This window comes from Telluria sp. LT2P34, assembly GCF_059685915.1.
In genome coordinates this window covers 1-22306 of the sequence record NZ_JCASIN010000016.1, presented here as the reverse complement: position 1 = coordinate 22306, position 22306 = coordinate 1, and the positions used below count along the sequence as shown (strand labels likewise).

General features: G+C 63.7%; 16 protein-coding genes and 1 rRNA gene. 8 read left to right on the top strand and 9 right to left on the bottom strand.

The window, feature by feature from the left end:
* A 5S ribosomal RNA gene (gene rrf / locus AC56KZ_RS20825) occupies positions 1-97 on the top strand; the annotation flags it as partial.
* Between the two features lie 343 nt (positions 98-440).
* On the opposite strand, the gene AC56KZ_RS20820 is transcribed toward rrf, so the two are convergent.
* Both AC56KZ_RS20820 and AC56KZ_RS20815 read right to left on the bottom strand, forming a co-directional pair.
* Positions 441-1598 carry an OmpA family protein gene (locus AC56KZ_RS20820; RefSeq protein ID WP_497164082.1) on the bottom strand — a complete coding sequence of 386 codons (1158 nt, stop codon included), beginning with the start codon at positions 1596-1598 and terminating at the stop codon, positions 441-443.
* Between the two features lie 7 nt (positions 1599-1605).
* Entirely contained in the window at positions 1606-3387 is a 1782-nt protein-coding gene (locus tag AC56KZ_RS20815; protein WP_497164081.1) for an ice-binding family protein, read from the bottom strand.
* A gap of 369 nt (positions 3388-3756) precedes the next feature.
* Here AC56KZ_RS20815 and AC56KZ_RS20810 point away from each other — a divergent pair, with 369 nt between their 5' ends.
* The gene (locus AC56KZ_RS20810) at positions 3757-4056 is read left to right on the top strand and encodes a hypothetical protein (protein ID WP_497164080.1); all 300 of its coding nucleotides are present in this window, start codon (positions 3757-3759) and stop codon (positions 4054-4056) included.
* A 17-nt stretch (positions 4057-4073) separates the two neighbouring features.
* On the opposite strand, the gene AC56KZ_RS20805 is transcribed toward AC56KZ_RS20810, so the two are convergent.
* The 3 genes from AC56KZ_RS20805 to AC56KZ_RS20795 all read right to left on the bottom strand — a co-directional run bounded on the left by AC56KZ_RS20805 (position 4074) and on the right by AC56KZ_RS20795 (position 7501).
* Positions 4074-5504, bottom strand: coding sequence for a DHA2 family efflux MFS transporter permease subunit (locus AC56KZ_RS20805; protein WP_497164079.1), 1431 nt, complete (start codon positions 5502-5504; stop codon positions 4074-4076).
* A gap of 102 nt (positions 5505-5606) precedes the next feature.
* Positions 5607-6170, bottom strand: a complete 564-nt coding sequence (locus tag AC56KZ_RS20800) for an acyloxyacyl hydrolase (protein WP_497164078.1) — start codon at positions 6168-6170, stop codon at positions 5607-5609.
* A gap of 137 nt (positions 6171-6307) precedes the next feature.
* Positions 6308-7501, bottom strand: coding sequence for a M20 aminoacylase family protein (locus AC56KZ_RS20795; RefSeq protein WP_497164077.1), 1194 nt, complete (start codon positions 7499-7501; stop codon positions 6308-6310).
* Positions 7502-7662: 161 nt separating this feature from the next.
* Between AC56KZ_RS20795 and AC56KZ_RS20790 the strand changes: the two genes are divergently transcribed.
* The 4 genes from AC56KZ_RS20790 to AC56KZ_RS20775 all read left to right on the top strand — a co-directional run bounded on the left by AC56KZ_RS20790 (position 7663) and on the right by AC56KZ_RS20775 (position 14525).
* On the top strand, positions 7663-9771 hold the full coding sequence (locus tag AC56KZ_RS20790) for a molybdopterin-containing oxidoreductase family protein (protein ID WP_497164076.1): 2109 nt from the start codon (positions 7663-7665) through the stop codon (positions 9769-9771).
* Positions 9772-9802: 31 nt separating this feature from the next.
* A complete protein-coding gene (locus AC56KZ_RS20785; protein ID WP_497164083.1) occupies positions 9803-10882 on the top strand; it encodes an aminopeptidase in 1080 nt (359 codons plus the stop codon).
* A 166-nt stretch (positions 10883-11048) separates the two neighbouring features.
* Positions 11049-12752 carry a long-chain-fatty-acid--CoA ligase gene (locus AC56KZ_RS20780; protein ID WP_497164075.1) on the top strand — a complete coding sequence of 568 codons (1704 nt, stop codon included), beginning with the start codon at positions 11049-11051 and terminating at the stop codon, positions 12750-12752.
* A gap of 90 nt (positions 12753-12842) precedes the next feature.
* The gene (locus tag AC56KZ_RS20775; RefSeq protein ID WP_497164074.1) at positions 12843-14525 is read left to right on the top strand and encodes a long-chain-fatty-acid--CoA ligase; all 1683 of its coding nucleotides are present in this window, start codon (positions 12843-12845) and stop codon (positions 14523-14525) included.
* 15 nt (positions 14526-14540) lie between these two features.
* Here AC56KZ_RS20775 and AC56KZ_RS20770 read toward each other — a convergent pair whose 3' ends face one another.
* Positions 14541-16112 (bottom strand): alkaline phosphatase D family protein, encoded by a 1572-nt coding sequence (locus AC56KZ_RS20770; RefSeq protein ID WP_497164073.1) that lies wholly within the window; start codon positions 16110-16112, stop codon positions 14541-14543.
* Between the two features lies 1 nt (position 16113).
* The gene (locus tag AC56KZ_RS20765) at positions 16114-16569 is read right to left on the bottom strand and encodes an acyl-CoA thioesterase (protein ID WP_497164072.1); all 456 of its coding nucleotides are present in this window, start codon (positions 16567-16569) and stop codon (positions 16114-16116) included.
* A 63-nt stretch (positions 16570-16632) separates the two neighbouring features.
* Here AC56KZ_RS20765 and AC56KZ_RS20760 point away from each other — a divergent pair, with 63 nt between their 5' ends.
* Entirely contained in the window at positions 16633-18480 is a 1848-nt protein-coding gene (locus tag AC56KZ_RS20760) for an ABCB family ABC transporter ATP-binding protein/permease (RefSeq protein WP_497164071.1), read from the top strand.
* A gap of 82 nt (positions 18481-18562) precedes the next feature.
* Here AC56KZ_RS20760 and AC56KZ_RS20755 read toward each other — a convergent pair whose 3' ends face one another.
* Together AC56KZ_RS20755 and AC56KZ_RS20750 are read right to left on the bottom strand one after the other, a co-directional pair.
* The gene (locus AC56KZ_RS20755) at positions 18563-19855 is read right to left on the bottom strand and encodes a metal-dependent hydrolase family protein (RefSeq protein ID WP_497164070.1); all 1293 of its coding nucleotides are present in this window, start codon (positions 19853-19855) and stop codon (positions 18563-18565) included.
* An 88-nt stretch (positions 19856-19943) separates the two neighbouring features.
* Positions 19944-21218, bottom strand: coding sequence for a dicarboxylate/amino acid:cation symporter (locus AC56KZ_RS20750; protein ID WP_497164069.1), 1275 nt, complete (start codon positions 21216-21218; stop codon positions 19944-19946).
* Positions 21219-21386: 168 nt separating this feature from the next.
* Here AC56KZ_RS20750 and AC56KZ_RS20745 point away from each other — a divergent pair, with 168 nt between their 5' ends.
* Complete coding sequence (locus tag AC56KZ_RS20745) at positions 21387-22112, top strand: amino acid ABC transporter ATP-binding protein (RefSeq protein ID WP_497164068.1); 726 nt, start codon at positions 21387-21389, stop codon at positions 22110-22112.
* Positions 22113-22306 lie beyond the last annotated feature (194 nt).

Sequence of the window (22306 nt, the reverse complement as noted above, 5' to 3'; positions counted from 1 at the left end):
AGTCGGTCCCACCCCTTCCCATCCCGAACAGGACCGTGAAACGACTTTGCGCCGATGATAGTGCTGCAACCAGTGTGAAAGTAGGTTATCGTCAGGCTAGTTATACGTAGTAGAAAAGAACCCCCACCAGCTTTTGAGCAGGTGGGGGTTTTTTTTCGTCTGGTGGTTTTGGTTGAAGTACCGGCTGATTTACCGCGGACTGGGCGAGCACTTGTCGCCTTCCTGTCCCCCCGATTAACGGACGTCGGGTCAACAAGTGCCCCCCAGTTCTGGCGTGTTCGTTGCAAGCCCCGCACTGGCCGCGGCTGACTTCCGTTCGACAACGGCAGAGGACAACGGTTCCGTTAGCGCTCGATCGCGTTTCAGCCCGGTCGCTCCGCGCGGCAGACGTGAAAAAACCGCCGCGGCTTGCGCCGGGCGGTTTTCCAAGAGCTCGCAGATTACTGGGTAACGGTGCGGGTGCCGACGACTTCGATCGTCACGCGGCGGTTCTTGGCACGGCCTTCGTCGGTCGTGTTGTCAGCGACCGGCTGACTTTCGCCCTTGCCTTCGGTGTACAAACGCGCCTGGTCCAGGCCCTTCGACACCAGGTAAGCCTTGACGGCGTCCGAGCGGCGCAGCGACAGTTTGTCGTTGTAGGCGTTCGAACCGATCGAGTCAGTGTGGCCAACGGCGATCATCACTTCGGTGTTCATGCCTTGCAGCTTGAGCATCAATTCGTCAAGCGCTGCTTTGCCTTCCGGTTTGACGATCGACTTGTTGAAATCGAACAGTGCTTCGGCGGCAAACGATACCTTTTCCGACACCGGGGCCGGCGCCGGCGGCGTCACCGCCACGGCAACTGGCTCTGCCTGCGGTGCGCTCTCGCTGAAGACCGGGGCAACATAGGCTTTTGCGACTGGTCGGCCGAACTTGTAGACGAGGTTCACCGACGCTGTGTCGACGTCGCCGCGATTGCCTACCGCGTCATTGACACGATAGCGCTCCACTTCCCCGCGCAGCGCCCAGGCTTCCGTCAGCTTGTACTCCACACCGACGCCAACTTTGGCATTGGTGCGCCCCCCGCCCGACGGATTCGGGTCGGTGACGGCGTTGAGCCGATTGCCGCTGAAGTGGGTGCTTGCTTTGGCATACTGCGCGCCGATGCGGCCAAGCAGCGACAGGCGCTGGGTGACGGGCAGTTGGCCAAGCAGATCAATATTCGCACCGCGGAACCCGGCTTCGCCCCGGAGCACGCCGTTGTTCGACGTGGTGGCGGCAAAATCGAACTTGCCAAGGTCGAAATAACCGGCTTCGACCGCGAAGTACTGGTTCAGCTGCTTGCCCACGAACAGCTTGAAGCCGAGATCCCGTTCGTCGCTGCGAAAGCTGCTCAGGCTCGCGCCATTTGCCGTCAGGCTGCGGATCAGGCGCACGTCATCGATCTTTGCGCGTGTGTGGGCGATACCGGCGCCCATGTACCAGGCACTGTTGGCCCAGTCAGGGTTGACGAACACCGCATCGGCTTGTGCCGTTTCTGGCGTGGCCGCGTAGGCAGGGGCCATGGTGATGCAGGCCGCTGCGATCAATGCGGCGAGTTTGCTGGAAGTTTTCATCATTGTGCTTTTATTTGGTGATCTGGTTATTGCTCAGGGTAACGGCGGCAGCCGACAGCACGCGTCCGTTCAGCAGGGTGGTGTTGTCGCCGACCGTAATCGCGGCCGACTGTCCCAGGATCGAGCCCTTGAAGGCGCTGTTGGCACCCAGGGTGGTCGGACCGACGGGAACCCAGGTCACGTTGTCGGCGCTCGCACCGTTGGTCAATGCAATGATCGAGTTGGCAGTGGTATTGAGCGTCAGTGCGGTACGGAACAGGAACAGGCCAGGGCCGTTCAGGACCAGCGTGCCGGTGACACTGATGGCGCCGGAGTAGCAGTACACGCCAGGTGCCAGCACCAGACCGCCGAGGTCGATGTCGCCGGCGAAGGTCACGTCGCAGTTGCGGCTCCTGGCATCCGTGATGGCGGTCTGCAAGTCGGCCAGTGCGTTGTTCAGCACGGCGCCCGACTTATAGTTGGTGAAGCCCGGCGCCTGGACCGGATCGGTGGTCTGCGAAGGTGAACCTACATCGCCGGCAATCAACGTCGTGCCGCCAGAGTTGTTTGTCAGCGAGGTGCCGGCCAGTACAGCAAAGCTGGCGGCGCTGCGCAAGTTGATCGCGGTGCCCACAGGTGGCGGCGGCGTTGCAGTCACGCTCAGGTTGGCGGTGCCCGACTTCCCGTTCGAGCTGGCCGTGATGACCGTCGAGCCAGTGGAAAGGCCAGTGGCAACGCCGGTATTGAGTACCGTAGCGACTGTCGTATTGCTCGAAGTCCATGCGGCCGTCGCGGTGATGACAGCGGTCGAATTGTCCGAGAAGGTTCCGACGGCAACGAACTGCTGCGTGGCGCCGATGGCGATCGTGGCGTTGGCCGGGGTGACGGCAATGCTCGACAGGGTCGCAGGGCTGGTGGTAGCCGTAGCCAGTGCGCTCTTGCCGGCAAAGGTCGCCGTGATCGTCGATGAACCGGTGGCAACAAAGGTCATCAGGCCGGTGTTAGCGACCGAAACGAAGGCCGGCGCCGCCGACACGAACGAGGTGCTGCCGGTCACGTCGCGCACTGCGCCATCGGAATAGGTGGCCAAGGCCGCAAGCTGACGCGTCGCGCCGCCCGGGGAGGTGCTGACCGCTGGCGTGAGCGCCAGCGACACGAACGCCGCAGGCAGGACGTTCAGGGTTGCACTGCCTGTCAGGCCGCCCGAGGTAGCGCTGATGACGCTGGCACCGGCTGCTTTGGCCAGTGCCACGCCGCCGCTGGCTGCGATGGTTGCCACGGCGGGCGAAGCCGACGCGAAGGTGGAGACCGCGGTGATGTCGCGCGTGCTGTTGTTATCGAAGGTACCGATGGCGAGGTACTGCTGCGAGTTGCCGACGTTGAGCACCTGGTTGGCGGGCGTCACGGCGATCGATACCAGCTTGGCAGGCAGCACCGTCAACGTTGCCGAACCGGTCTTGCCTTCGAATGCGGCGGTAATGGCCGAGCTGCCGGCATTGACGCCGACCGCGATGCCACTCGATGCGTTGACCGTGGCAACAGCCGGTGTTGCCGAAGTCCAGGCTGCGTTACGTGTGACGTCGCGCGCCGAGCCGTCCGTGTACACGGCTGTGGCGACGAATTGCTGGGTGGCGCCAATCGCCACCGATGGCGCTGCCGGCGTCACGGCGATGCTGGCGAGCTGGGCAGCAGGAACGCCCAGGATCGGATCGCGGTTCTGGTCGCCGCCGCCACCGCAACCGGAGACCAGGGCAGCGCCGAGGAAGCCGGCGGAGCAGATGAGTAATTTTGTGTAGCGTTTCAGGATATTCAAAAGATGCTTTCGTGGTGAATGCCGTTCCGGAGCTTCCCGCATGGGTTTATGCGGCAGGGCAGAACGATTGAAGGCCGCATGACTCAAGCGGGCTTCCGTAGTTCACTATTGTCTTTTGGCATTTCACACTCTGTTCGCTAGCACGCTTAGCCTTAAGTATTTTCCCTTTGGAAATTCCACACGGGGCTGGCGGCGCGGGCGGACTGCTGAGTGTCGTGTCATAACCACGGTTTGGAAAGATCGAGACAGGACTCGCAGCTAAGCGAGACCGTGTGTCCGCCTGAAGTGGATGTCGCGCCTTGCGCTAGCGCATCCCGCAGCTACGGACAGCGCGCATGATTTCCAGGATGCATTTCTAAGGAGAGCTATATGGACGCAGTGCTCGACACCGCCGGCCTGTCCGACCGGCTGGCAGCGCCGTTCAACGCCATCGTTTGCCGTCATCGCGCCTCGCTCATGCCGATGTTGGGCGGCAGCGAGGCGACGGCGCGCGTGGCCCTGTCCAACGATGAGGCGGTACGCAAGCTGGCGGTGTTCTGCTATCCGCTGCTGCCGGGCATCGTGCGCCTGGCAATTAAGGAGCCTAGCTTCGTCGACTTCCTGATGAACAACCGCGAGAAATTGCTGATGCGCCTGACGGGCGACACTATCCAGGCCGCCAGCGCGTGAGAGGAGCCCGTGGGGCGCTATTGCGCCACGGGCTCGGCCTGGCTGGCGGTGGCGCGGCCGCGGCTGATGCTGTCGCCGTCGCGCTTGCGCAGGCGCCAGAAGACCGCGCTCGACAGCAAGGTCATGATGGACAGCGCCCAGAATCCGAAATGCAGGGCCTCGGTCACCAGCACCTGATTCGTCTGCGGTACGCGGCCGAGGAACCAGGCCGTCACCAGTGAACCTGTCGCCAGGCCAAAACTCATCGACAGTTGCTGAACCGAGCTCGACATCGTGCTTGCCATGCTCGAGTCCTGCGATTCGATGTCGGCATAGGCCAGGGTATTCATGCTGGAAAACTGCAGCGAATTGAAAAAACCCAGCAGCAGGCTGATACAGACGATGGCGGCCAGCGGCGTATCCCGCCCGACCAGCCCGAACAGCGCGATGGTCAGCCCGATGCACAGGGTATTGACCACCAACACCTGGCGGTAGCCGAAACGCGCCAGCACTTTCGGCGCAATCAGCTTCATGCCCATCGCCGCTGCCGCCGACGGCATCATCAACAGGCCAGACTGCCAGGCCGGCAGCCCGAGGCCCAGCTGGTACAGCAGCGGCAGCAGGAAAGGCAGGCCGCCGACGCCCAGGCGCGTTACGAAGCCGCCGACAACGGAAATGCGGAAAGTCCGCACTTTTAGCAGACTCAGACGAAGCAGCGGGAAGCGGGTGCGCGCTGCGTGCCAGACGTAGGCCGCCAGCAGGCCGAGCGACAGGCCCAGCAGCAGGCCCATTGTCGTACCGTTCAAGGTGTGCTCGCCGAACACTTCCAGCAGCCAGGACAGGATGGCGGTACCGGAACTGAACAGGATCAGGCCGAGTACGTCGAGCGGGCGCCGCTCGTCGCCGCGGTAGTCGGGCATGTGGCGCCAGACCAGATACATCGCGATCAGGCCGAAGGGAATGTTGATGAAGAAGATCGCACGCCAGGAAGTCCAGTGCACGATCAGGCCGCCGACCGTCGGCCCCAGCAGGGGACCGATCAGGGCCGGGATGATGACGAAGTTCATCGCCCCCATCAGTTCGGCTTTGGGGAAGGTGCGCACGATTGCCAGCCGGCCGACCGGCATCATCATCGCGCCGCCGAGGCCTTGCAGCAGGCGCGCCGCCGTCATCATTTCCGCGCTCGGCGCCAGGCCGCACAGGACCGAGGCCAGGGTAAAGATGCCGATGGCGATCAGGAACACGCGGCGCGTGCCGTAACGGTCGGCCATCCAGCCGCTGACCGGGATGCCGACGGCCAGACCGAGGATATAGCTGGTGACGACCGACTTCAGGCTCAGCGGCGTAACCCCGAGGCTGGCCGCGATGCTGGGGATGGCCGTGTTGACGATCGTCGCGTCAAGCTGCTCCATGAACAGGGCGGTGGCCACCAGCCACGGAAGGTAGGTCTTGACGCTGGAACTGTTCAATCGGCCCTCATCCGGTCCGGCGTGCACGGATGCGCGCGCCTGATCGAATTGTCACATAATTCGGCGCAGGCCAATTTCAAGCTGGCAGCCCGTGCGCCGTCCTTAAAAATCGTAGCGCGCGCTCAGGATCGCGAAGTTGACGCCGCTGTTCGGCCGCTTGATGCTGGCGTTCGAATAGTGCTGGAACTTCAAACCGATATCCCACTTGTTGCGCGTGACATAGCCGATGCCGACATGGTCGCCGAACTGGAAGGCGGTAGAGAGTTTATTGTCGTAGTTATCGTACAGCTCGGAGAGCAGGTTGGCGCCGATGCCGCCCTCGACATACCAGCCCAGCTTGTCGTCGCGGCCATAGCGCAGGACCGGCGTAAAGCCGATCACGCCGATGTGCTGGCGATCGCCCTTGACGCCGCGGTAGGCGCTGCCGCGCCAGTAGGCCGCCGACACATCCCAGTAGCCGGACAGGTGGCGCCCGTTCGAGGCCAGCCAGCGCCAGCTTGGGTCCCAATCGGACTGCACGGCCACGCGCACGAGGCGCACCCTGGCGCCGCTGCCGTATTCGAACGAGGCCGAGTCGATCGGACCCGCCTGGAAGGCGCTGGCCGGGTTGGCGGTCAGGATCGTCGCGCCGAGCAGGATCCCGAGTGTTTTTTGTAGTGAGAACATGATTGCTTTCGTCAATTAAGGCGCCAGTCCATGCTGGAACCATTAATTATTGTACTATTACTAACGAAAACACGGTGTTCTTACTCAAATCGCATGAGGGAACCATCGGCGATTCCCGGCTGTCACTGCACGCCGCCTCATGTCACCGGCAAACCTGTCTCGACCAGCCGGACCCAGTAACTTGCACCGATTGGCAGCAACTGGTCATTGAAATCGTAACTGCCGTTATGCAGCTGGCATGGTCCCAGGCCGTGCCCGCCGGCGCGGTGGTCGCCGTCGCCATTGCCGATGAACGCATAGCAGCCGGGTTTCGCCTGCAGCATGAAGGCGAAATCCTCCGCGCCCATGGTCGGCTCGACCGCCGTGTTCACGTTCGCCGCGCCCACCACTGCGCGCATGGCCTCGACCGCAAAGGCGGTCTGCGCGGGATGGTTGATCAGCGGCGGGTAATTGCGCTTGAAGCCGAAGTCGAGGCCCGCGTTGAACGCCGTCGCCACACCCCGCGCCATGTCTTCCATGCGGCGCTCGACCAGGTCGAGCACCTCGGTCGAAAAGGTGCGCACGGTGCCGATCATGACGGCCTCGTCGGGAATGACATTCGTGGCGCTGCCGGCATGGATCTGGGTGATCGACAGCACCGCCGTTTCCAGTGGATTCTTTTCGCGCGAAATGATCGTTTGCCAGGCCTGCGCGATCTGCACCGCCACCATCACCGGATCGATGCCGCGGTGCGGCTGGGCGGCATGCGCGCCCTTACCTTTGACGACGACGCGGAACTCGTTACTGGACGCCATCATCGGGCCCGGAATCACGCCGAAGCTGCCCGCCGGCAGGCCCGGCCAGTTGTGCATGCCATACACGGCATCCATCGGGAATTGCTCGAACAGGCCATCCTCGATCATCTTGCGGGCGCCGGCGCCGCCTTCCTCGGCGGGTTGGAAAATCAGGTACACGGTGCCATCAAAGTTGCGATGACGCGACAAATAGTGGGCCGCGCCCAATAACATCGCCGTATGCCCGTCGTGACCGCATGCATGCATCTTGCCGGGGTGGCGCGACGCATGGTCAAATGTGTTGAGCTCCTGCATCGGCAGCGCATCCATGTCGGCGCGCAGGCCGATGGCGCGGTCGGAGGTCCCGTTCTTGATGATGCCGACCACGCCAGTGACGCCCAGGCCGCGCACCACCGGGATGCCCCACTCGGTCAGGCGCGCGGCGACGACGTCGGCGGTGCGCTGTTCTTCGTAGCAGAGTTCGGGATGGGCGTGCAGGTCGCGCCGGATCTGTTCCAGTTCGGATTGAAAAGCGAGGATAGGTTCAACGAGTCTCATCTTGTTCTCCCAGGCGGCATGGACAGGTATGCAAGCGTTATGGACTATTGTAGCCCTTCTCATCATGCGAAATCCATTCCCGCCAAGGGCACCGGCCCCGACTGGCTTCGGAATCAGCTAAAGTATTGGTTTATCGACGTTTTTTCCCAGAATTGATCCCGATGTCCACCACCCAAGTCCGCGCCGCCTGCCCCCACGATTGCCCCGATACCTGTGCCTTGCTGATCACTGTCGAAGACGGGGTTGCAACCGAGGTGCGCGGCGATCCGGAGCATCCGACCACGGCCGGTGTGCTGTGCACCAAGGTGTCGCGCTACGTCGAGCGCACCTATGCGCCGGACCGGGTGCTGTACCCGATGCGCCGCGTCGGCAAGAAGGGAGAGGGAAAGTTCGAGCGCATCAGCTGGGACGCCGCCCTGGACGAGATCGCCGCGCGCCTGCGGCCGATTGCAGCGCGCAATCCGCAGGCGATCCTGCCCTACAGCTATTGCGGCACGATGGGCCTGGTGCAGGGCGAAGCGATGTCGATGCGCTTCTTTAACCAGCTGGGCGCCTCGCTGCTGGACCGCACCATCTGCGCCACCGCCGGCGCCACCGGCTACAAGTATACGGTCGGCGCTTCGATCGGCACCGACATGGAACAGTTCCAGGATGCGAAACTGATCATCATCTGGGGCGGCAACCCGATCGCCTCGAACCTGCATTTCTGGATGCGGGCCCAGGAAGCCAAGCGCCGCGGCGCCACCCTGATTGCGATCGACCCCTACCGCTCGCTGACGGCCGAGAAATGCCACCAGCACATTGCGCTGCTTCCCGGCACGGACACCGCGCTGGCACTGGGCCTGATGCATGTGCTGATTGCCGAAGACTTGCTCGACCACGACTACATCGCCCGCTACACGCTCGGCTTCGAGGAGCTGAAAGGCCGCGCCCTCGAGTGGACGCCCGCGCGCACCGCCGAGACCTGCGGTATCAGCGCGCAGGAAGTGATCGATCTGGCACGCCTGTACGGCGGCATGGCGCAACGCGGCGAGCCGGTCGCGATCCGCTGCAACTACGGCGTGCAGCGCGCACGCGGGGGCGGCATGGCCGTGCGCAACATGAGCTGCCTGCCGGCGCTGGTCGGCGCCTGGCGCCATGCGGCCGGCGGCATCCAGTTGTCGACCTCGGGTTCTTTCCCCACCAACCGCGCCGCGCTGCAGCGGCCGGACTTGCTGGCAGGACGCAAGCCGCGCACGATCAACATGACCACCATCGGCGACGACCTGTTGAAAGACACGTCGCCCGAATTCGGCCCGAAGGTCGAAGCCGTCATTGTCTACAACGCCAATCCGCTCGCCATTGCGCCGGACTCGAGCAAGGTACAACAGGCCTTCGAGCGCGAGGATCTGTTTACGGTAGTGCTGGAACACTTCCAGACCGACAGCGCCGACTACGCCGACATCCTGCTGCCGGCCACGACCCAGCTCGAGCACGTGGACGCGCACCTGGCCTATGGCCACCTGTACATGATGGCGAACAATGCCGCGATCGCGCCGATGGGCGAAGCGAAGCCGAATACCGAGATCTTCCGCCTGCTCGCCGCGCGCATGGGCTTTGATGACCCCTGCTTCCAGGAAAGCGACGACGCCCTGGCCGCCCAGGCCTTCGACAAGACCCACAGCCGCGCCATCCACTTCGACTGGGAATCGCTGAAACAGAAGGGCTGGCAAAAGCTGAACATGCCGGACGCGCCGTTCGCCGAAGGCGGCTTCCCGACGCTCTCGGGCAAGTGCGAGTTTTATTCGAGCACGATGGCGGCGGACGGGCTCGACCCGCTGCCGGCGTATATCGCGCCGTATGAATCGGTGGCATCGAATCCTGCGTTGGCAAAGAAATATCCTCTCGCAATGATTTCTCCGCCAGCAAGGAACTTTCTTAACTCAACCTTTGTCAATGTACAGAGCCTGCGTGCAACCGAGGGCGAGCCGCACCTCGACATCCACCCGAACGACGCCGCTCCGCGCGGCCTCCAGCACGGTGACATGGCACGCATCTTCAATGACCGCGGCTCGTTTGTCGCCCGGACGCGCGTTACCGAAAAAGCGCGCCCGGGCCTCGTGGTGGGACTGTCGATCTGGTGGAAAAAACTGTCCAGCGACGGCAAGAACGCCAATGAAGTGACCAGCCAGCGCCTGACCGACATGGGTCGGGCGCCCACTTTCTACGACATCCTGGTGCAGGTCGAAAAGGCCGCGCCCAAACCCGGACATGAAGAATCTATTCGCTAAACTCCCCCGCCTGTTCCGGCGCGCGCTCACCATGGGCGCCGCTGCCACCGCCGTTTCACTACTTGCCAGTTGTTCTACTCTGAATTACTACAGCCAGGCCGCCCAGGGCCAGCTCGAACTCCTCGCCGACTCCCGGCCCATCGATGACTGGCTGGCCGACCCGGCCACCAACACCTCCCTGCGCCACCGTCTCGAGACCGCCCGCCAGATCCGCCGCTTCGCCGTCCAGCAGATGGGCCTGCCCGACAACGGCAGCTATACCCACTACACCTCCCTCAAGCGCAAATATGTGTTGTGGAACGTGGTGGCGACGCCGGAACTGTCCCTCAAACCCTTGCAATGGTGCTTCCCGGTGGCCGGCTGCGTGAATTACCGCGGCTATTACAGCAAGGCCGACGCCGACGCCTACGCCAGGGAGCTGCGTGCCGAGGGCCGCGACGTCGAAGTGGGCGGCGTCTCCGCCTATTCGACCCTCGGCTGGTTCAGCGATCCGCTGATCTCGACCTTCATCCACTATCCCGATGCCGAACTGGCCCGCCTGATCTTCCACGAGCTGGCGCACCAGGTGACCTATGTCCAGGGCGACTCGCGCTTCAACGAATCCTTCGCCAGCGCGGTCGAGGAGGCCGGCGTCGAACTCTGGCTCGAGCGTTTCGGCAATCCGGCCATGCGCGATGCCTATACGCGCTACACGGTCCGGCGCAAGGATTTCCTGACGCTGCTGCTGAAGTACCGGCGCGAGCTGGAACGCACCTATGCTTCCATCATGACCGACGACGACAAGCGCATCGGCAAGGCGCGCCTGTTCCTGGCGCTGAAGGACGAATACCAGGTGATCAAGGCCAACTGGGGTGGCTATGCGGGCTACGACCGCTTCTTCGCCGAGCCGCTCTCGAATGCCCACCTGGCCTCGATCGCTACCTACAACGACTACGTGCCGGCCTTCCGCGCGATGCTGCGCGGCGAGAAAAATTTCGGCGCGTTTTATCGCAAGGTCGGCGCCCTGGCCAAGCTCGACAAGGACGAACGCCAGCGTGCCATCAAGCTGATCGACGTCGCCGCGCCGCCGGCCACCTTCATGGTGCAGCGCAGCAGCGGAGCTCTGCCGTAGAGTGCCTGTTCCAATCGCGGCAAAATTGCTTGCTTCTCTGCGCGCTGCCCGATAGCATCGCATCAGCAATAGCAAAGGCACAAGCATGCTGCACGCCCGTCGCTTTTCTGAGGTGCAGGAAAAAGCGACCGGATATAACGATACTATTGGAGACAGGGATAACTATATGGACAAGAATTGGCTGAAGTCGTATCCGCCGGGCGTACCCGCCGAAATCAATCCTGACCAGTACACGTCGCTCGTGCACATGCTGGACGAGTCGTTCCAGAAGTACGCACAGAACAACGCCTTCGTGTGCATGGACAAGTTCCTCACCTATGCGGAACTCGATGCCTACTCGAAGAAGCTGGCAGGCTGGCTGCAAAGCCGCGGCATGGCCAAGGGCGCGCGCGTGGCGGTGATGATGCCGAACGTCCTGCAGTACCCGATCGCGATCGCCGCCATCCTGCGCGCCGGCTTCACGGTGGTCAACGTCAATCCCCTGTACACCCCACGCGAACTCGAACATCAATTGAAGGATTCGGGCAGCGAAGCGATCATCGTGCTCGAAAACTTCGCGCACACGCTCGAGCAGGTGCTGAAGAACACGCCGGTGCGCCACATCGTCGTGGCCAGCATGGGCGAGATGCTCGGCGGCGCCAAGGGCATGCTGGTCAACTTCGTGGTGCGCAATGTGAAGAAGATGGTGCCCGACTTCGCCCTGCCGAACATGGTGCGCTTCAAGGAAGCGCTGACGCAGGGCGGCAAGATGCCGTTCACCCCGGCTACGCTCGTCTCTTCCGACATCGCTTTCCTGCAGTACACGGGCGGCACCACGGGCGTGTCGAAGGGCGCGACCCTCACGCACCGCAACGTGATCGCCAACGTGCTGCAGACCGAAGCCTGGTCGCAGCCGGCGATGGCCGAGCCGCCGGTGGCCGCTTTCCCGACCATCGTCTGCGCGCTGCCGCTGTACCATATCTTTGCGCTGACGGCCTGCGCCATGTGGGGCATGCGCGTCGGCGCCCTGAACATCCTGATCCCGAACCCGCGCGACATCCCGGGCTTCATCAAGGAAATCGGCAAATACCAGATCACCATGCTGCCGGCCGTGAACACGCTGTACAACGCGCTGGTCAACCACCCGGACTTCGCCAAGCTCGACTTTACTAACCTGAAGATTTCCAACGGCGGCGGCATGGCCGTGCAAAAGGCGGTCAGCGACAAGTGGAAGCTGGTCACCGGGCGCGCCATCATCGAGGGCTACGGCCTGTCGGAAACCGCGCCGGTTGCCACCTGCAACCGCGCCGACGAAAAAGAATTTACCGGCAATATCGGCCTGCCGGTGCCCTCGACCGACATCGCCATCCTCGACGACGACGGCAATCCGGTACCGAACGGCCAGCCGGGCGAGATCGCGATCCGCGGCCCGCAGGTGATGGCGGGCTACTGGAACCGGCCCGACGAAACGGCCAAGGTCATGACGGCCGACGGCTTCTTCAAGTCGGGCGACGTCGGCATCATGGACGAGCGCGGTTTCGTGAAAATCGTCGACCGCAAGAAAGACATGATCCTGGTCTCGGGCTTCAACGTCTACCCGAACGAACTCGAAGGCGTGATCGCGCTCCACCCGGGCGTGCTGGAATGCGCGGTGGTGGGCGTGCCGGACGAGCATTCGGGCGAAGCCGTAAAGGTATTCGTGGTGCGCAAGGACCCGAACCTGACGGAAAGCGCGCTGATGGAATACTGCAAGGGGCAGTTCACCGCCTATAAAAAACCGAAGTACATCGAGTTCCGCGACGAGCTGCCGAAGACCAACGTCGGCAAGATCCTGCGGCGCATGCTGCGCGACGAACCACAGCAACAAAAGCAGGATAAAGCAGCAGCCTGATCCACCGTTCGGGTCAGGTAAGTCAACCGCCCGGGATCCCGGGCGGTTTGCATTTTATTGACCGCATAGTTTTGAAGAAGCGAGGCATTGATGGACAAGTTTTGGCTCAAGTCGTACCAGGCTGGCGTACCGGCGGACATCGACCCGGCGCAGTACCGCTCCCTGACCCATTTGCTGGAAGAATCCTTTCGCAAGTACGCCGGCCAACGTGCCTTTGCCTGCATGGACAAGAGCATTACCTACGGCGAGCTCGACCGCATGTCGCAGCAGATGGCGGCCTGGCTGCAAAGCCGCGGTCTGCAGCCGGGCGCGCGCGTCGCGATCATGCTGCCGAACGTGCTGCAATACCCGGTGGCGATGGCCGCGGCCCTGCGCGGCGGCTACACCATCGTCAACGTCAACCCGCTGTACACCCCGCGCGAACTGCAGCACCAGCTGATCGACTCCGGCGCCGAGGCCCTGGTGGTGCTGGAAAACTTTGCGCACACGGTGCAGCAGGTGATCGCCAACACGGGAGTGAAGCACGTCATCGTCGGCAGCATGGGCGACTTGCTGGGTAGCGTCAAAGGCGCGATCGTCAACCTGGTCGTGCGCAAGGTCAAGAAGATGGTCCCGAGCTGGTCGCTGCCCGGTTCGACGTCGTTCAAGAAAGTACTGCGCGACGGCGCCGGTCATACCTTCAAGCCGGTGACGCTCGGCCATGACGACATCGCCTTCCTGCAGTACACCGGCGGCACCACCGGCGTCTCGAAAGGCGCGGTGCTGCTGCACCGGAACGTGCTGGCCAACGTGCTGCAGAACGAAGCCTGGTTCGGCCCGTCGCTGGCCAATGCGCCGGCCGGGCGCCAGGTCGAATTCATGTGCGCGCTGCCCCTGTACCACATCTATGCACTGACCGTCTGCGCCTTGCTGGGCATGCGCATGGGCGCGATGAACGTCCTGATTCCGAACCCGCGCGACATGGACGGCTTCATCAAGGAACTGGGCAAGTACCGGATCAACGTCTTCCCGGCCGTGAATACCCTGTACAACGGCCTGGTCAACCAGCCCGGTTTTGCAAAACTCGACCATTCGGGCTACCTGGTCTGCCCTGGCGGCGGCATGGCCGTGCAAAAGGCGGTGGCCGACAAGTGGCTGAAAATCACCGGCACCCCGATCGTCGAGGGCTACGGCCTGTCCGAAACCTCGCCGGTGGTCACGGCGAACCGCTGCGACATCAGCGACTTCACCGGCACCATCGGCCTGCCGCTGCCCTCGACCGAGATCCTGATCCTCGACGAGGCGGACCAGCCGGTACCCTTCGGCACGTCCGGGGAAATTGCCGTGCGCGGCCCGCAAGTCATGGCCGGCTACTGGCAGCGCGACGACGAGACCGCCAAAGTCATGACGCGCGACGGCTTCCTGAAGACCGGCGACATCGGCATCATGAACGAGCAGGGCTATACCCGCATCGTCGACCGCAAGAAGGACATGATCCTGGTCTCGGGTTTCAATGTCTACCCGAACGAAGTCGAGAACGTGGTCGCCGCGCACCCGGGCGTGCTGGAAGTGGCCTGCGTCGGCGTGCCGGACAAGAACTCGGGCGAGGCGGTCAAGCTGTACGTGGTCAAGAAAGATCCATCCCTGACCGCGCAGGCGCTGATCGACTTCTGCAAGGAAGAGCTGACCAACTACAAGCGCCCGCGCCTGGTGGAATTCCGCGAGTCGCTGCCGAAGACGAATGTCGGCAAGATCCTGCGGCGCGAGCTGCGGGACGAAAAGCAGCCCGGTTGATCCACTGCACCGCGCTTACGCGCGCACGACCCGTGGCGTGCCGGCGCTGACCGAAAACGCGGCCAGCCCCGCCAGCCCTGAACGGGCATCGCGCACATCGTCCAGGCCCATGAAGCGCGCCGTCGCCGATTCCGGCGTGACGTCCAGCAGCATGAAGCCGCGCTTGTCGCTGCGCCCGTAGAGCATGTGCGGGTTGCGCTCGATGTTTTCCTGGGTGCGCGACTGCGGCCGCGAGCTCGACGTGATCGAGGTGCCGCAGAATTCGGGCGCGATCACCGGGTTGCTGTTTGAGGCCGGCCGTCCAAAATCGCGGCGCAACTCGCTCGCGTAAAAGGAATGGACGTCGCCGGCCAGCACCAGCGGATTGGCGGCGCCGCTTTTCACCAGCGTATCGAACAGGCGCCGGCGCGCCAGCGGGTAACCATCCCAGCCATCGGTCCAGAAGCGGCCATCCTCCGGCAGGCGCACCGGCACCCCGCTCGACTGCGCCATCGGCGTTTGCTGTGCCAGGATGTTCCAGCGCGCGCGCGAGGCGTTCAGCCCCTGCGCCAGCCAGGCTTCCTGTTCGCTGCCGAGCATCGTGCGGCGCGGGTCGCGCAGCGCTTCGCAGGCGCGCGCCAGCACCACGTTCGAGCCGCCGCGCCCCGGTTTCGAGCAGGGTAGCGCTGAGCGGTACTGGCGGTCGTCGAGCAGGTGGAAGCGCGCCAGGCGTCCCCAGTCGAGGCGCTGGTACATGCGCATCTCGCCGAAGCGTCCGGCTTGCGGCACTGGCAGGCGCAGCGGCATGTGTTCATAAAACGCCTGGTAGGCGGCGGCGCGGCGCGCGGCGAAGTCATTCGACAGACGCTCGTCGATGTCGCCGGCGTAGTCGTTGGCCACTTCGTGGTCGTCCCAGGTCACGATCCAGGGCGCCGCGTGGTGCGCGCTCTGCAAATCCGGGTCGCTCTTGTATTGCGCGTACCTGGCACGGTACTGTGTCAGCGTGAACGATTCGTCGCTGCGGATCGCGCGTGCCGGGTGGCGCAGCTGGTAAGGACCCCACTCGTAGATGTAGTCGCCCAGGAAGGCGACCAGGTCGGGTTCGGCCTGCGCGATGTGGCGGTGCGCCGCGTAGTGGCCGAACTCCCAGTGCTGGCAGGAGGCGACCACCAATTTCAGCTTCGACGGCATCGCATCCGGTGCGGGCGCGGTGCGGGTGCGGCCGACCGGGCTGACCGCATCGCCCAGCATGAAGCGATACCAGTAGGGGCGATCCGGGCGCAGGCCGCTGGCGTCGACGTGCACGCTGTGGGCCAGCAGCGGCGAGGCGACCGCGCTGCCTTTCGCCACCACCTTGCGAAAAGCGGCGTCTTCCGCCACTTCCCAGCGCACCGCCAGGGCCAGCGGCGACACCGAGGCCGCGTTCAGGGGATCCGGCAGGATGCGCGTCCACAGGATGACCGAATGGGGCAAGGGCGAGCCGGAGGCGACGCCCAGCGAAAACGGGTACAAAGGGCCGGCAGCAGCCGCGCTGCCGGTTACGCCGGCACCGGCGAGGGCCGCGACGCGCGCGGCCTCGACCAGGAAACTCCGACGCGCCTCCTGCATCCTACGGCTGGTGCGAAATCAGCGACTCGAGCGGCGGCAGCTGGCGCGGTTTGCGGTCGTCACCGGTGGCGACATAGGTCAGCGTCGCTTCGGTGACTTTCACAATGTCCGTCTGCAGGCGGTTGCGTTCCGCATAGACCTCGACATACACGGTGACCGAGGTATTGCCGACCTTGACGATGTCGGCGTAGAAGGACAACAGGTCGCCCACGAACACCGGGTTCTTGAACAGGAAGGAATTCACGGCGATGGTGGCCACGCGGCCATTTGCGCGGCGGGTAGCCGGCAGCGAGCCGGCGATGTCGACCTGGGCCATGATCCAGCCGCCGAACACGTCGCCATACACATTGGCATCATGCGGCGCCGGCATCACGCGCAGCTGCGGCATTTTCCCTTCCGGCAAGGAGTTGGGCTTCGGGTTGGTAGTGCCGGGGGAGGTGTTTTCGGGGGTGGTCATCTTGAATTCTCGTGAAAAGCTACAATCGACCCGAATTGAACCATAAATCCCGGACCCCTGCCCATGCGACGCCATTCCGCTTCATCCCCACCGCCTCTTGACGTGAAAGGCAGGCAGCGCAGCGACTGGGCGACGCTGCAGACGCTGTTCCCCTATCTGTGGGTCTATAAATGGCGCGTGATCGCCGCGCTCGGCGCCCTGATCGGCGCCAAGATGGCCAATGTCGGCGTGCCGCTGGTCTTGAAACAGCTGATCGACCAGCTGGCGATCGACCCGGCCAATCCCCAGGCCTTGTTGGTGCTGCCGATCGGCGCCCTGGTCGCCTACGGCCTGCTGCGCCTGTCGACCACGCTGTTTACCGAGCTGCGCGAATTCTTGTTCGCGCGCGTGACCCAGCGCGCGGTACGCACGATTGCCTTGCAGGTGTTCCGCCACCTGCACGCGCTGTCGCTGCGCTTTCACCTGAACCGCCAGACCGGCGGCATGACGCGCGATATCGAGCGCGGCACGCGCGGCGTGAATTCGCTGATTTCGTATTCGCTCTTCAACGTGCTGCCGACCCTGGTCGAAATCACGCTGGTGCTCGGCTACCTGGTCGTCAAGTACGACAAGTGGTTCTCGATCATCACGGCGCTGGCGCTGGTTACCTACATCGTCTTCACCGTCGTCGTCACCGAATGGCGCACCCACTTCCGGCGCACCATGAACGACCTCGACTCGAAAGCCAATACCAAGGCCATCGACTCGCTGATCAACTACGAAACCGTCAAATACTTCGGCAACGAGGATTACGAGGCCAAGCGCTACGACCAGGGCCTGCAAAGCTACGAGAACGCCGCGGTGCGTTCGCAGACCTCGCTGTCGGTGCTGAACACGGGCCAGTCGCTGATCATCGCCACCGCCGTTACCCTGATCCTGTGGCGCGCAACCGAAGGCGTGATTGCCGGCAGCATGACCCTGGGCGACCTGGTGCTCGTGAACTCGTTCATGATTCAGCTGTATATCCCATTGAATTTCCTGGGCGTGATCTACCGCGAAATCAAGCAGAGCCTGGCCGACATGGAACGCCTGTTTTCGCTGCTCGACCAGAACCGCGAAGTGGCCGATTCGCCGGGCGCGCAGCCCCTTAGCGCAAAAGGTGCGCAGGTAGAATTTTCGCACGTCGAGTTCAGCTACGAAGCCAAGCGCCAGATCCTGTTCGACGTCGACTTCACCATCGCCGCCGGCACCACCACGGCCGTGGTGGGCCACAGCGGCTCGGGCAAATCGACCCTGTCGCGGCTGCTGTTCCGCTTCTACGACGTCAACGCGGGATCGATTTCCATCGACGGCCAGGACATCCGCAATGTCACCCAGGCCTCCTTGCGCGCCGCGATCGGCATCGTGCCCCAGGATACGGTGCTGTTCAACGACACCATCGAATACAACATCGCCTACGGCAAGCCGGGCGCCAGCCATGCCGATATCGAAGCGGCGGCGCGCGCGGCCTCGATCCACGACTTCATTGTGAGCCTGCCGGACGGGTACGCGACGATGGTGGGCGAGCGCGGGCTGAAACTGTCGGGTGGCGAAAAGCAGCGGGTCGCGATTGCGCGTACCTTGCTCAAAAACCCGGCGATCCTGATTTTCGACGAGGCGACATCGGCCCTCGATTCGAAAGCGGAGCAGGCGATCCAGGCGCAGCTGAAGGAGATCGCTCGCAATCGGACCACGCTGGTCATCGCGCACCGCCTGTCGACGATTGCCGACGCCCAGCAGATCATCGTGCTCGATCACGGAAAGATCGTCGAGCGCGGCACGCACGGCAGCTTGTTGGCGGCACGCGGCCTGTATGCGCAGATGTGGGAGAGGCAGCTGGCGCGGCCCGATGAGGATGTGGCGTCGGCGCCGCTGGAGTTGCAGGGGGAGTGAGGTTACAGCGTGGGCTCTCGAGCCCACGCGGATTTAACAGACCAATAGCAGAACACGCAACAGCGCCACCGACCGCTGCGTCTTACAGCTTCTTGTACACCACCCCGTCCTTCATCACGAATTTCACCTGCTCCAGCAGCTTGACGTCGCGCAGCGGGTCGCCGTCGACGGCGACGATGTCGGCTGCGAAGCCCGGCGCGATCATGCCCAGGCGCTGCGGCTGGTCGAGCAGGTTGGCGGCGTGGATGGTGGCGGCGCGGATCGCATCGATCGGCGACATGCCGGCTTCCACCATGTAGCCGAACTCTTTCGCGTTCTCGCCGTGCGGGAACACGCCGGCATCGGTGCCGAAGGCGATCTTCACGCCGGCCTTGTGGGCGCGCGCAAACGTGGCCTGCAACTGCGGGCCGATGGCGGCCGCTTTCGGGCGTACCAGCGCCGAATAGTAGTTCGGGTCTTTCGCCTTGTCGGCGACATAGCGGCCGGCCGAGATGGTCGGCACGTACCAGTGGCCGGTCTTCTTGAACAGGGCGATCGTCTCGTCGTCCATCAGCGTGCCGTGCTCGATCGAGTCGACGCCGGCGCGCAGCGCGCGCTTCATGCCTTCGGCGCCGTGGGCGTGGGCGGCCACGCGGAAGCCGTAATCCTTGGCGGTGCTGACCACGGCCTTCAGTTCGTCCTCGGTGTATTGCGAATTCTGGCCGTTCGCCGCCTGGCTCAGCACACCGCCAGTGGCGGTAATCTTGATCAGGTCGGCGCCTTCCTTGTAGCGCGCACGGACGGCCTGGCGGCCTTCTTCCGGGCTGTCGATCACGCCTTCCTGCGGTCCGGGCGTGCCGACTTTCTCGCTCAGGAAGTGCGACAGGTTGTTGGTCGGGTCGGCGTGGCCGCCGGTGGTGGCGATCGACTTCCCGGCGGTGAACATGCGCGGGCCGGGCAGGGAGCCGGCCGCGATCGCGCGCTTGAGCGAGACGTTCAGGCCATCCTGGGCGCCGAGGTCGCGCACCGTGGTGAAGCCCGCCATCAGCGTACGCTCCGCGTATTTGATCGAGCGGAAAGCCAGGTCGGCGGCGTCGGCGGTCAGGCGGTCGCGGTAGCCTTCCACCACCGGCGCGGTTTCGCTGGTGAGGTGCACGTGCATGTCGATCAGGCCCGGCAGGCAGGATTTGGTGGACAGGTCGATGTTGCCGGTGGCTTGGGTCATCGGCCCCACCGACTTGATGATGCCGTTTTCGATCACGATGCTGACGCGCTCGCGCCAGGCGCCGCTCTTGACATCGAGCAGGCGCCCGCAATCGACCGTCTGGGTGGCGGCGGTGGCGGCGTTGGCGCCGCTCAGAACTACCAGCAAACCTGCTGCATACAGCTGTTTCATGTTGTTGTCTCCCGTCTTGTTATCAAAAAAAAGGCCTCCCATCGCTGGAAGGCCCCTGTGTTTCGTATGTTTCAGGCCAGCGCCCGCTTCAGCGCAGTGGCGAGGTGGCAAGGTCCTTGTCCGGCGCCGGTTCGGCTTCGAGTTCGCCTTCCCACTTGGCGACAACCGCCGTGGCGATGCCGTTGCCGATGACGTTGGTGGCCGAACGCGCCATGTCCAGGAAGTGGTCGATCGCCAGCAGCAGCAGCAGGCCGGCTTCCGGAATGTTGAACTGGGCGAGCGTTGCAGCGATGACGACCAGGGAGGCGCGCGGCACGCCGGCCATGCCTTTTGAAGTCAGCATCAGCACCAGCATCATCGTGATCTGGGTCGACAGTCCCAGCTCGATGCCGTAGGCCTGGGCGATGAAGACGGTGGCGAAGGTGCAGTACATCATCGAGCCGTCGAGGTTGAACGAGTAACCGATCGGCAGCACGAACGAGGCCAGGCGGTTCTTGACGCCGAACTTTTCCAGGCCTTCCAGGGTTTTCGGGTAGGCCGCTTCTGACGAGGCGCAGGTGAAGGCGAGGATGGTCGGCTCTTTCAGCAGGCCGATCAGGCGCAGCACGCGCGGCCCGAGGAAGGCCATGCCGACCAGGATCAGGATCACCCACAGCAGCACGATGCCGAAGTAGAACTGGGCCATGAAGATGCCGTAGGTCTCTAGCACGCCCAGGCCGCTCTTGGCGATCACCCCGGCCACTGCCGCGAACACGGCGATCGGCGCGAAGTTCATCACGTAGGCGGTGACCTTCAGCATGACGTGGGCGACGCCGTCGATGGCGTCGATCATCGGCGTGGCGCGCGCGCCGACGGCGGCAGCGGCCGTACCGAAGAACAGCGAGAACACGACGATCTGCAGGATTTCATTCTTGGCCATGCCGTCGGCGATCGAGGACGGGATCAGGTGGGTAATGAAATCCTTCAGCGTCAGGCTGGTGGTGGCGATGCCCGAGGCGGTGCCGACCGGCGGCGCCATGCCGGCGGCGAACATGGCGTCGCCCGGACGGAAGATGTTCACCAGGACCAGGCCCAGCGCCAGCGAAATGATCGAAGCGATGATGAACCAGCCCAGCGCCTTGACGCCGATGCGGCCGACTTCCTTGGCGTCGCCCATGCGGGCAATGCCCACCACCAGCGTCGCGAACACGAGCGGCGCGATGATCATCTTAATCAGGCGCAGGAACATCGTCGTCACCAGCGACATCGCGTCCGCGAAACCGGCCGGGTTGGCGAGCTGGGTATTCGCGAGGTAGCCCGTGACGATGCCGAGGGCCAGGCCGATCAGGATGTAAGTAGTGAGGCGGTTTCGTTTGTCAGTCATATGCTTCCAGTGGTCGGCCTGGCGCCCCGGCTGGGGCTGATTGGGTGCTTCTGCGGCGAACGAGGGCCCGGACGGGGTTCGCTCTGGGTATCTTGGCAAGTTCCGCAGTATCCTAGGCGCTGTTAGTGCTGTCAAGCACGCTCAAAGGTGTGGCAAAAATGGCGAAACATGATTGAAATCGACAAGGTCAGCAAATGGTATGGCGACTTCCAGGTGCTTGCCGACTGCAGCACGCAAGTGGCGCGCGGCGACGTGGTGGTGGTGTGCGGGCCCTCGGGCTCCGGCAAGTCGACCCTGATCAAGACGGTGAACGGCCTCGAGCCGGTGCAGCAGGGCGCGATCCGGGTCGACGGCGTGCTGGTCACCGACCGCCGGACCGACCTGCCGAAACTGCGCGCGAAGATCGGCATGGTGTTCCAGAACTTCGAATTGTTCCCGCACCTGTCGGTGCGCGAGAACCTGGTGCTGGCGCAGGTGAAGGTACTTGGGCGCAGCAAGCTTGATGCCATCGCGCGCGGCCTGAGCTATCTCGACCGGGTCGGCCTGCTGGCACACCAGGACAAATTCCCGAGCCAGCTCTCCGGCGGCCAGCAGCAGCGGGTGGCGATTGCCCGCGCCCTGTCGATGGACCCGGTGGCGATGCTGTTCGACGAACCCACCTCCGCCCTCGACCCGGAAATGATCGGCGAAGTGCTGGAGGTGATGGTCGGCCTCGCGCAGGACGGCATGACCATGATGGTGGTGACCCATGAAATGGGCTTTGCGCGCAAGGTTGCCGACCGCATCGTCTTCATGGACCACGGCCGGATTGTCGAGGACACGCCGAAGGCCGAGTTCTTCGCGCTGCCGCGCTCCGAGCGCGCGCGCGAGTTCCTGGCCAAGATCATCCATTGATTGCGATCCGGACACGTTGTACTGCGTGGACTCGGGAGTCCACCCTACGCAAACCCGTGCCTATTGCAGTTGCGTAACGTAGATACCGTCTTCATCGTCAAGCCCTACATCGCAAATTTTGGATCGTAGGGCTTGCCCGTGTGGAGGACACCAAAGCACAGGTGCGCCAGCTTGCGCATCGCTGCACCGATAGC

Bases quoted from the DNA above. Each gene is read 5' to 3' on its own strand.
- AC56KZ_RS20760 (WP_497164071.1), top strand. From the start codon at position 16,633: ATGCGACGCCATTCCGCTTCATCCCCACCGCCTCTTGACGTGAAAGGC.
- AC56KZ_RS20790 (WP_497164076.1), top strand. From the start codon at position 7,663: ATGTCCACCACCCAAGTCCGCGCCGCCTGCCCCCACGATTGCCCCGAT.
- AC56KZ_RS20775 (WP_497164074.1), top strand. From the start codon at position 12,843: ATGGACAAGTTTTGGCTCAAGTCGTACCAGGCTGGCGTACCGGCGGAC.
- AC56KZ_RS20795 (WP_497164077.1), bottom strand. From the start codon at position 7,501: ATGAGACTCGTTGAACCTATCCTCGCTTTTCAATCCGAACTGGAACAG.
- AC56KZ_RS20750 (WP_497164069.1), bottom strand. From the start codon at position 21,218: ATGACTGACAAACGAAACCGCCTCACTACTTACATCCTGATCGGCCTG.
- AC56KZ_RS20765 (WP_497164072.1), bottom strand. From the start codon at position 16,569: ATGACCACCCCCGAAAACACCTCCCCCGGCACTACCAACCCGAAGCCC.
- AC56KZ_RS20785 (WP_497164083.1), top strand. From the start codon at position 9,803: ATGGGCGCCGCTGCCACCGCCGTTTCACTACTTGCCAGTTGTTCTACT.
- AC56KZ_RS20755 (WP_497164070.1), bottom strand. From the start codon at position 19,855: ATGAAACAGCTGTATGCAGCAGGTTTGCTGGTAGTTCTGAGCGGCGCC.
- AC56KZ_RS20770 (WP_497164073.1), bottom strand. From the start codon at position 16,112: ATGCAGGAGGCGCGTCGGAGTTTCCTGGTCGAGGCCGCGCGCGTCGCG.
- AC56KZ_RS20810 (WP_497164080.1), top strand. From the start codon at position 3,757: ATGGACGCAGTGCTCGACACCGCCGGCCTGTCCGACCGGCTGGCAGCG.
- AC56KZ_RS20820 (WP_497164082.1), bottom strand. From the start codon at position 1,598: ATGATGAAAACTTCCAGCAAACTCGCCGCATTGATCGCAGCGGCCTGC.
- AC56KZ_RS20745 (WP_497164068.1), top strand. From the start codon at position 21,387: ATGATTGAAATCGACAAGGTCAGCAAATGGTATGGCGACTTCCAGGTG.
- AC56KZ_RS20780 (WP_497164075.1), top strand. From the start codon at position 11,049: ATGGACAAGAATTGGCTGAAGTCGTATCCGCCGGGCGTACCCGCCGAA.
- AC56KZ_RS20800 (WP_497164078.1), bottom strand. From the start codon at position 6,170: ATGTTCTCACTACAAAAAACACTCGGGATCCTGCTCGGCGCGACGATC.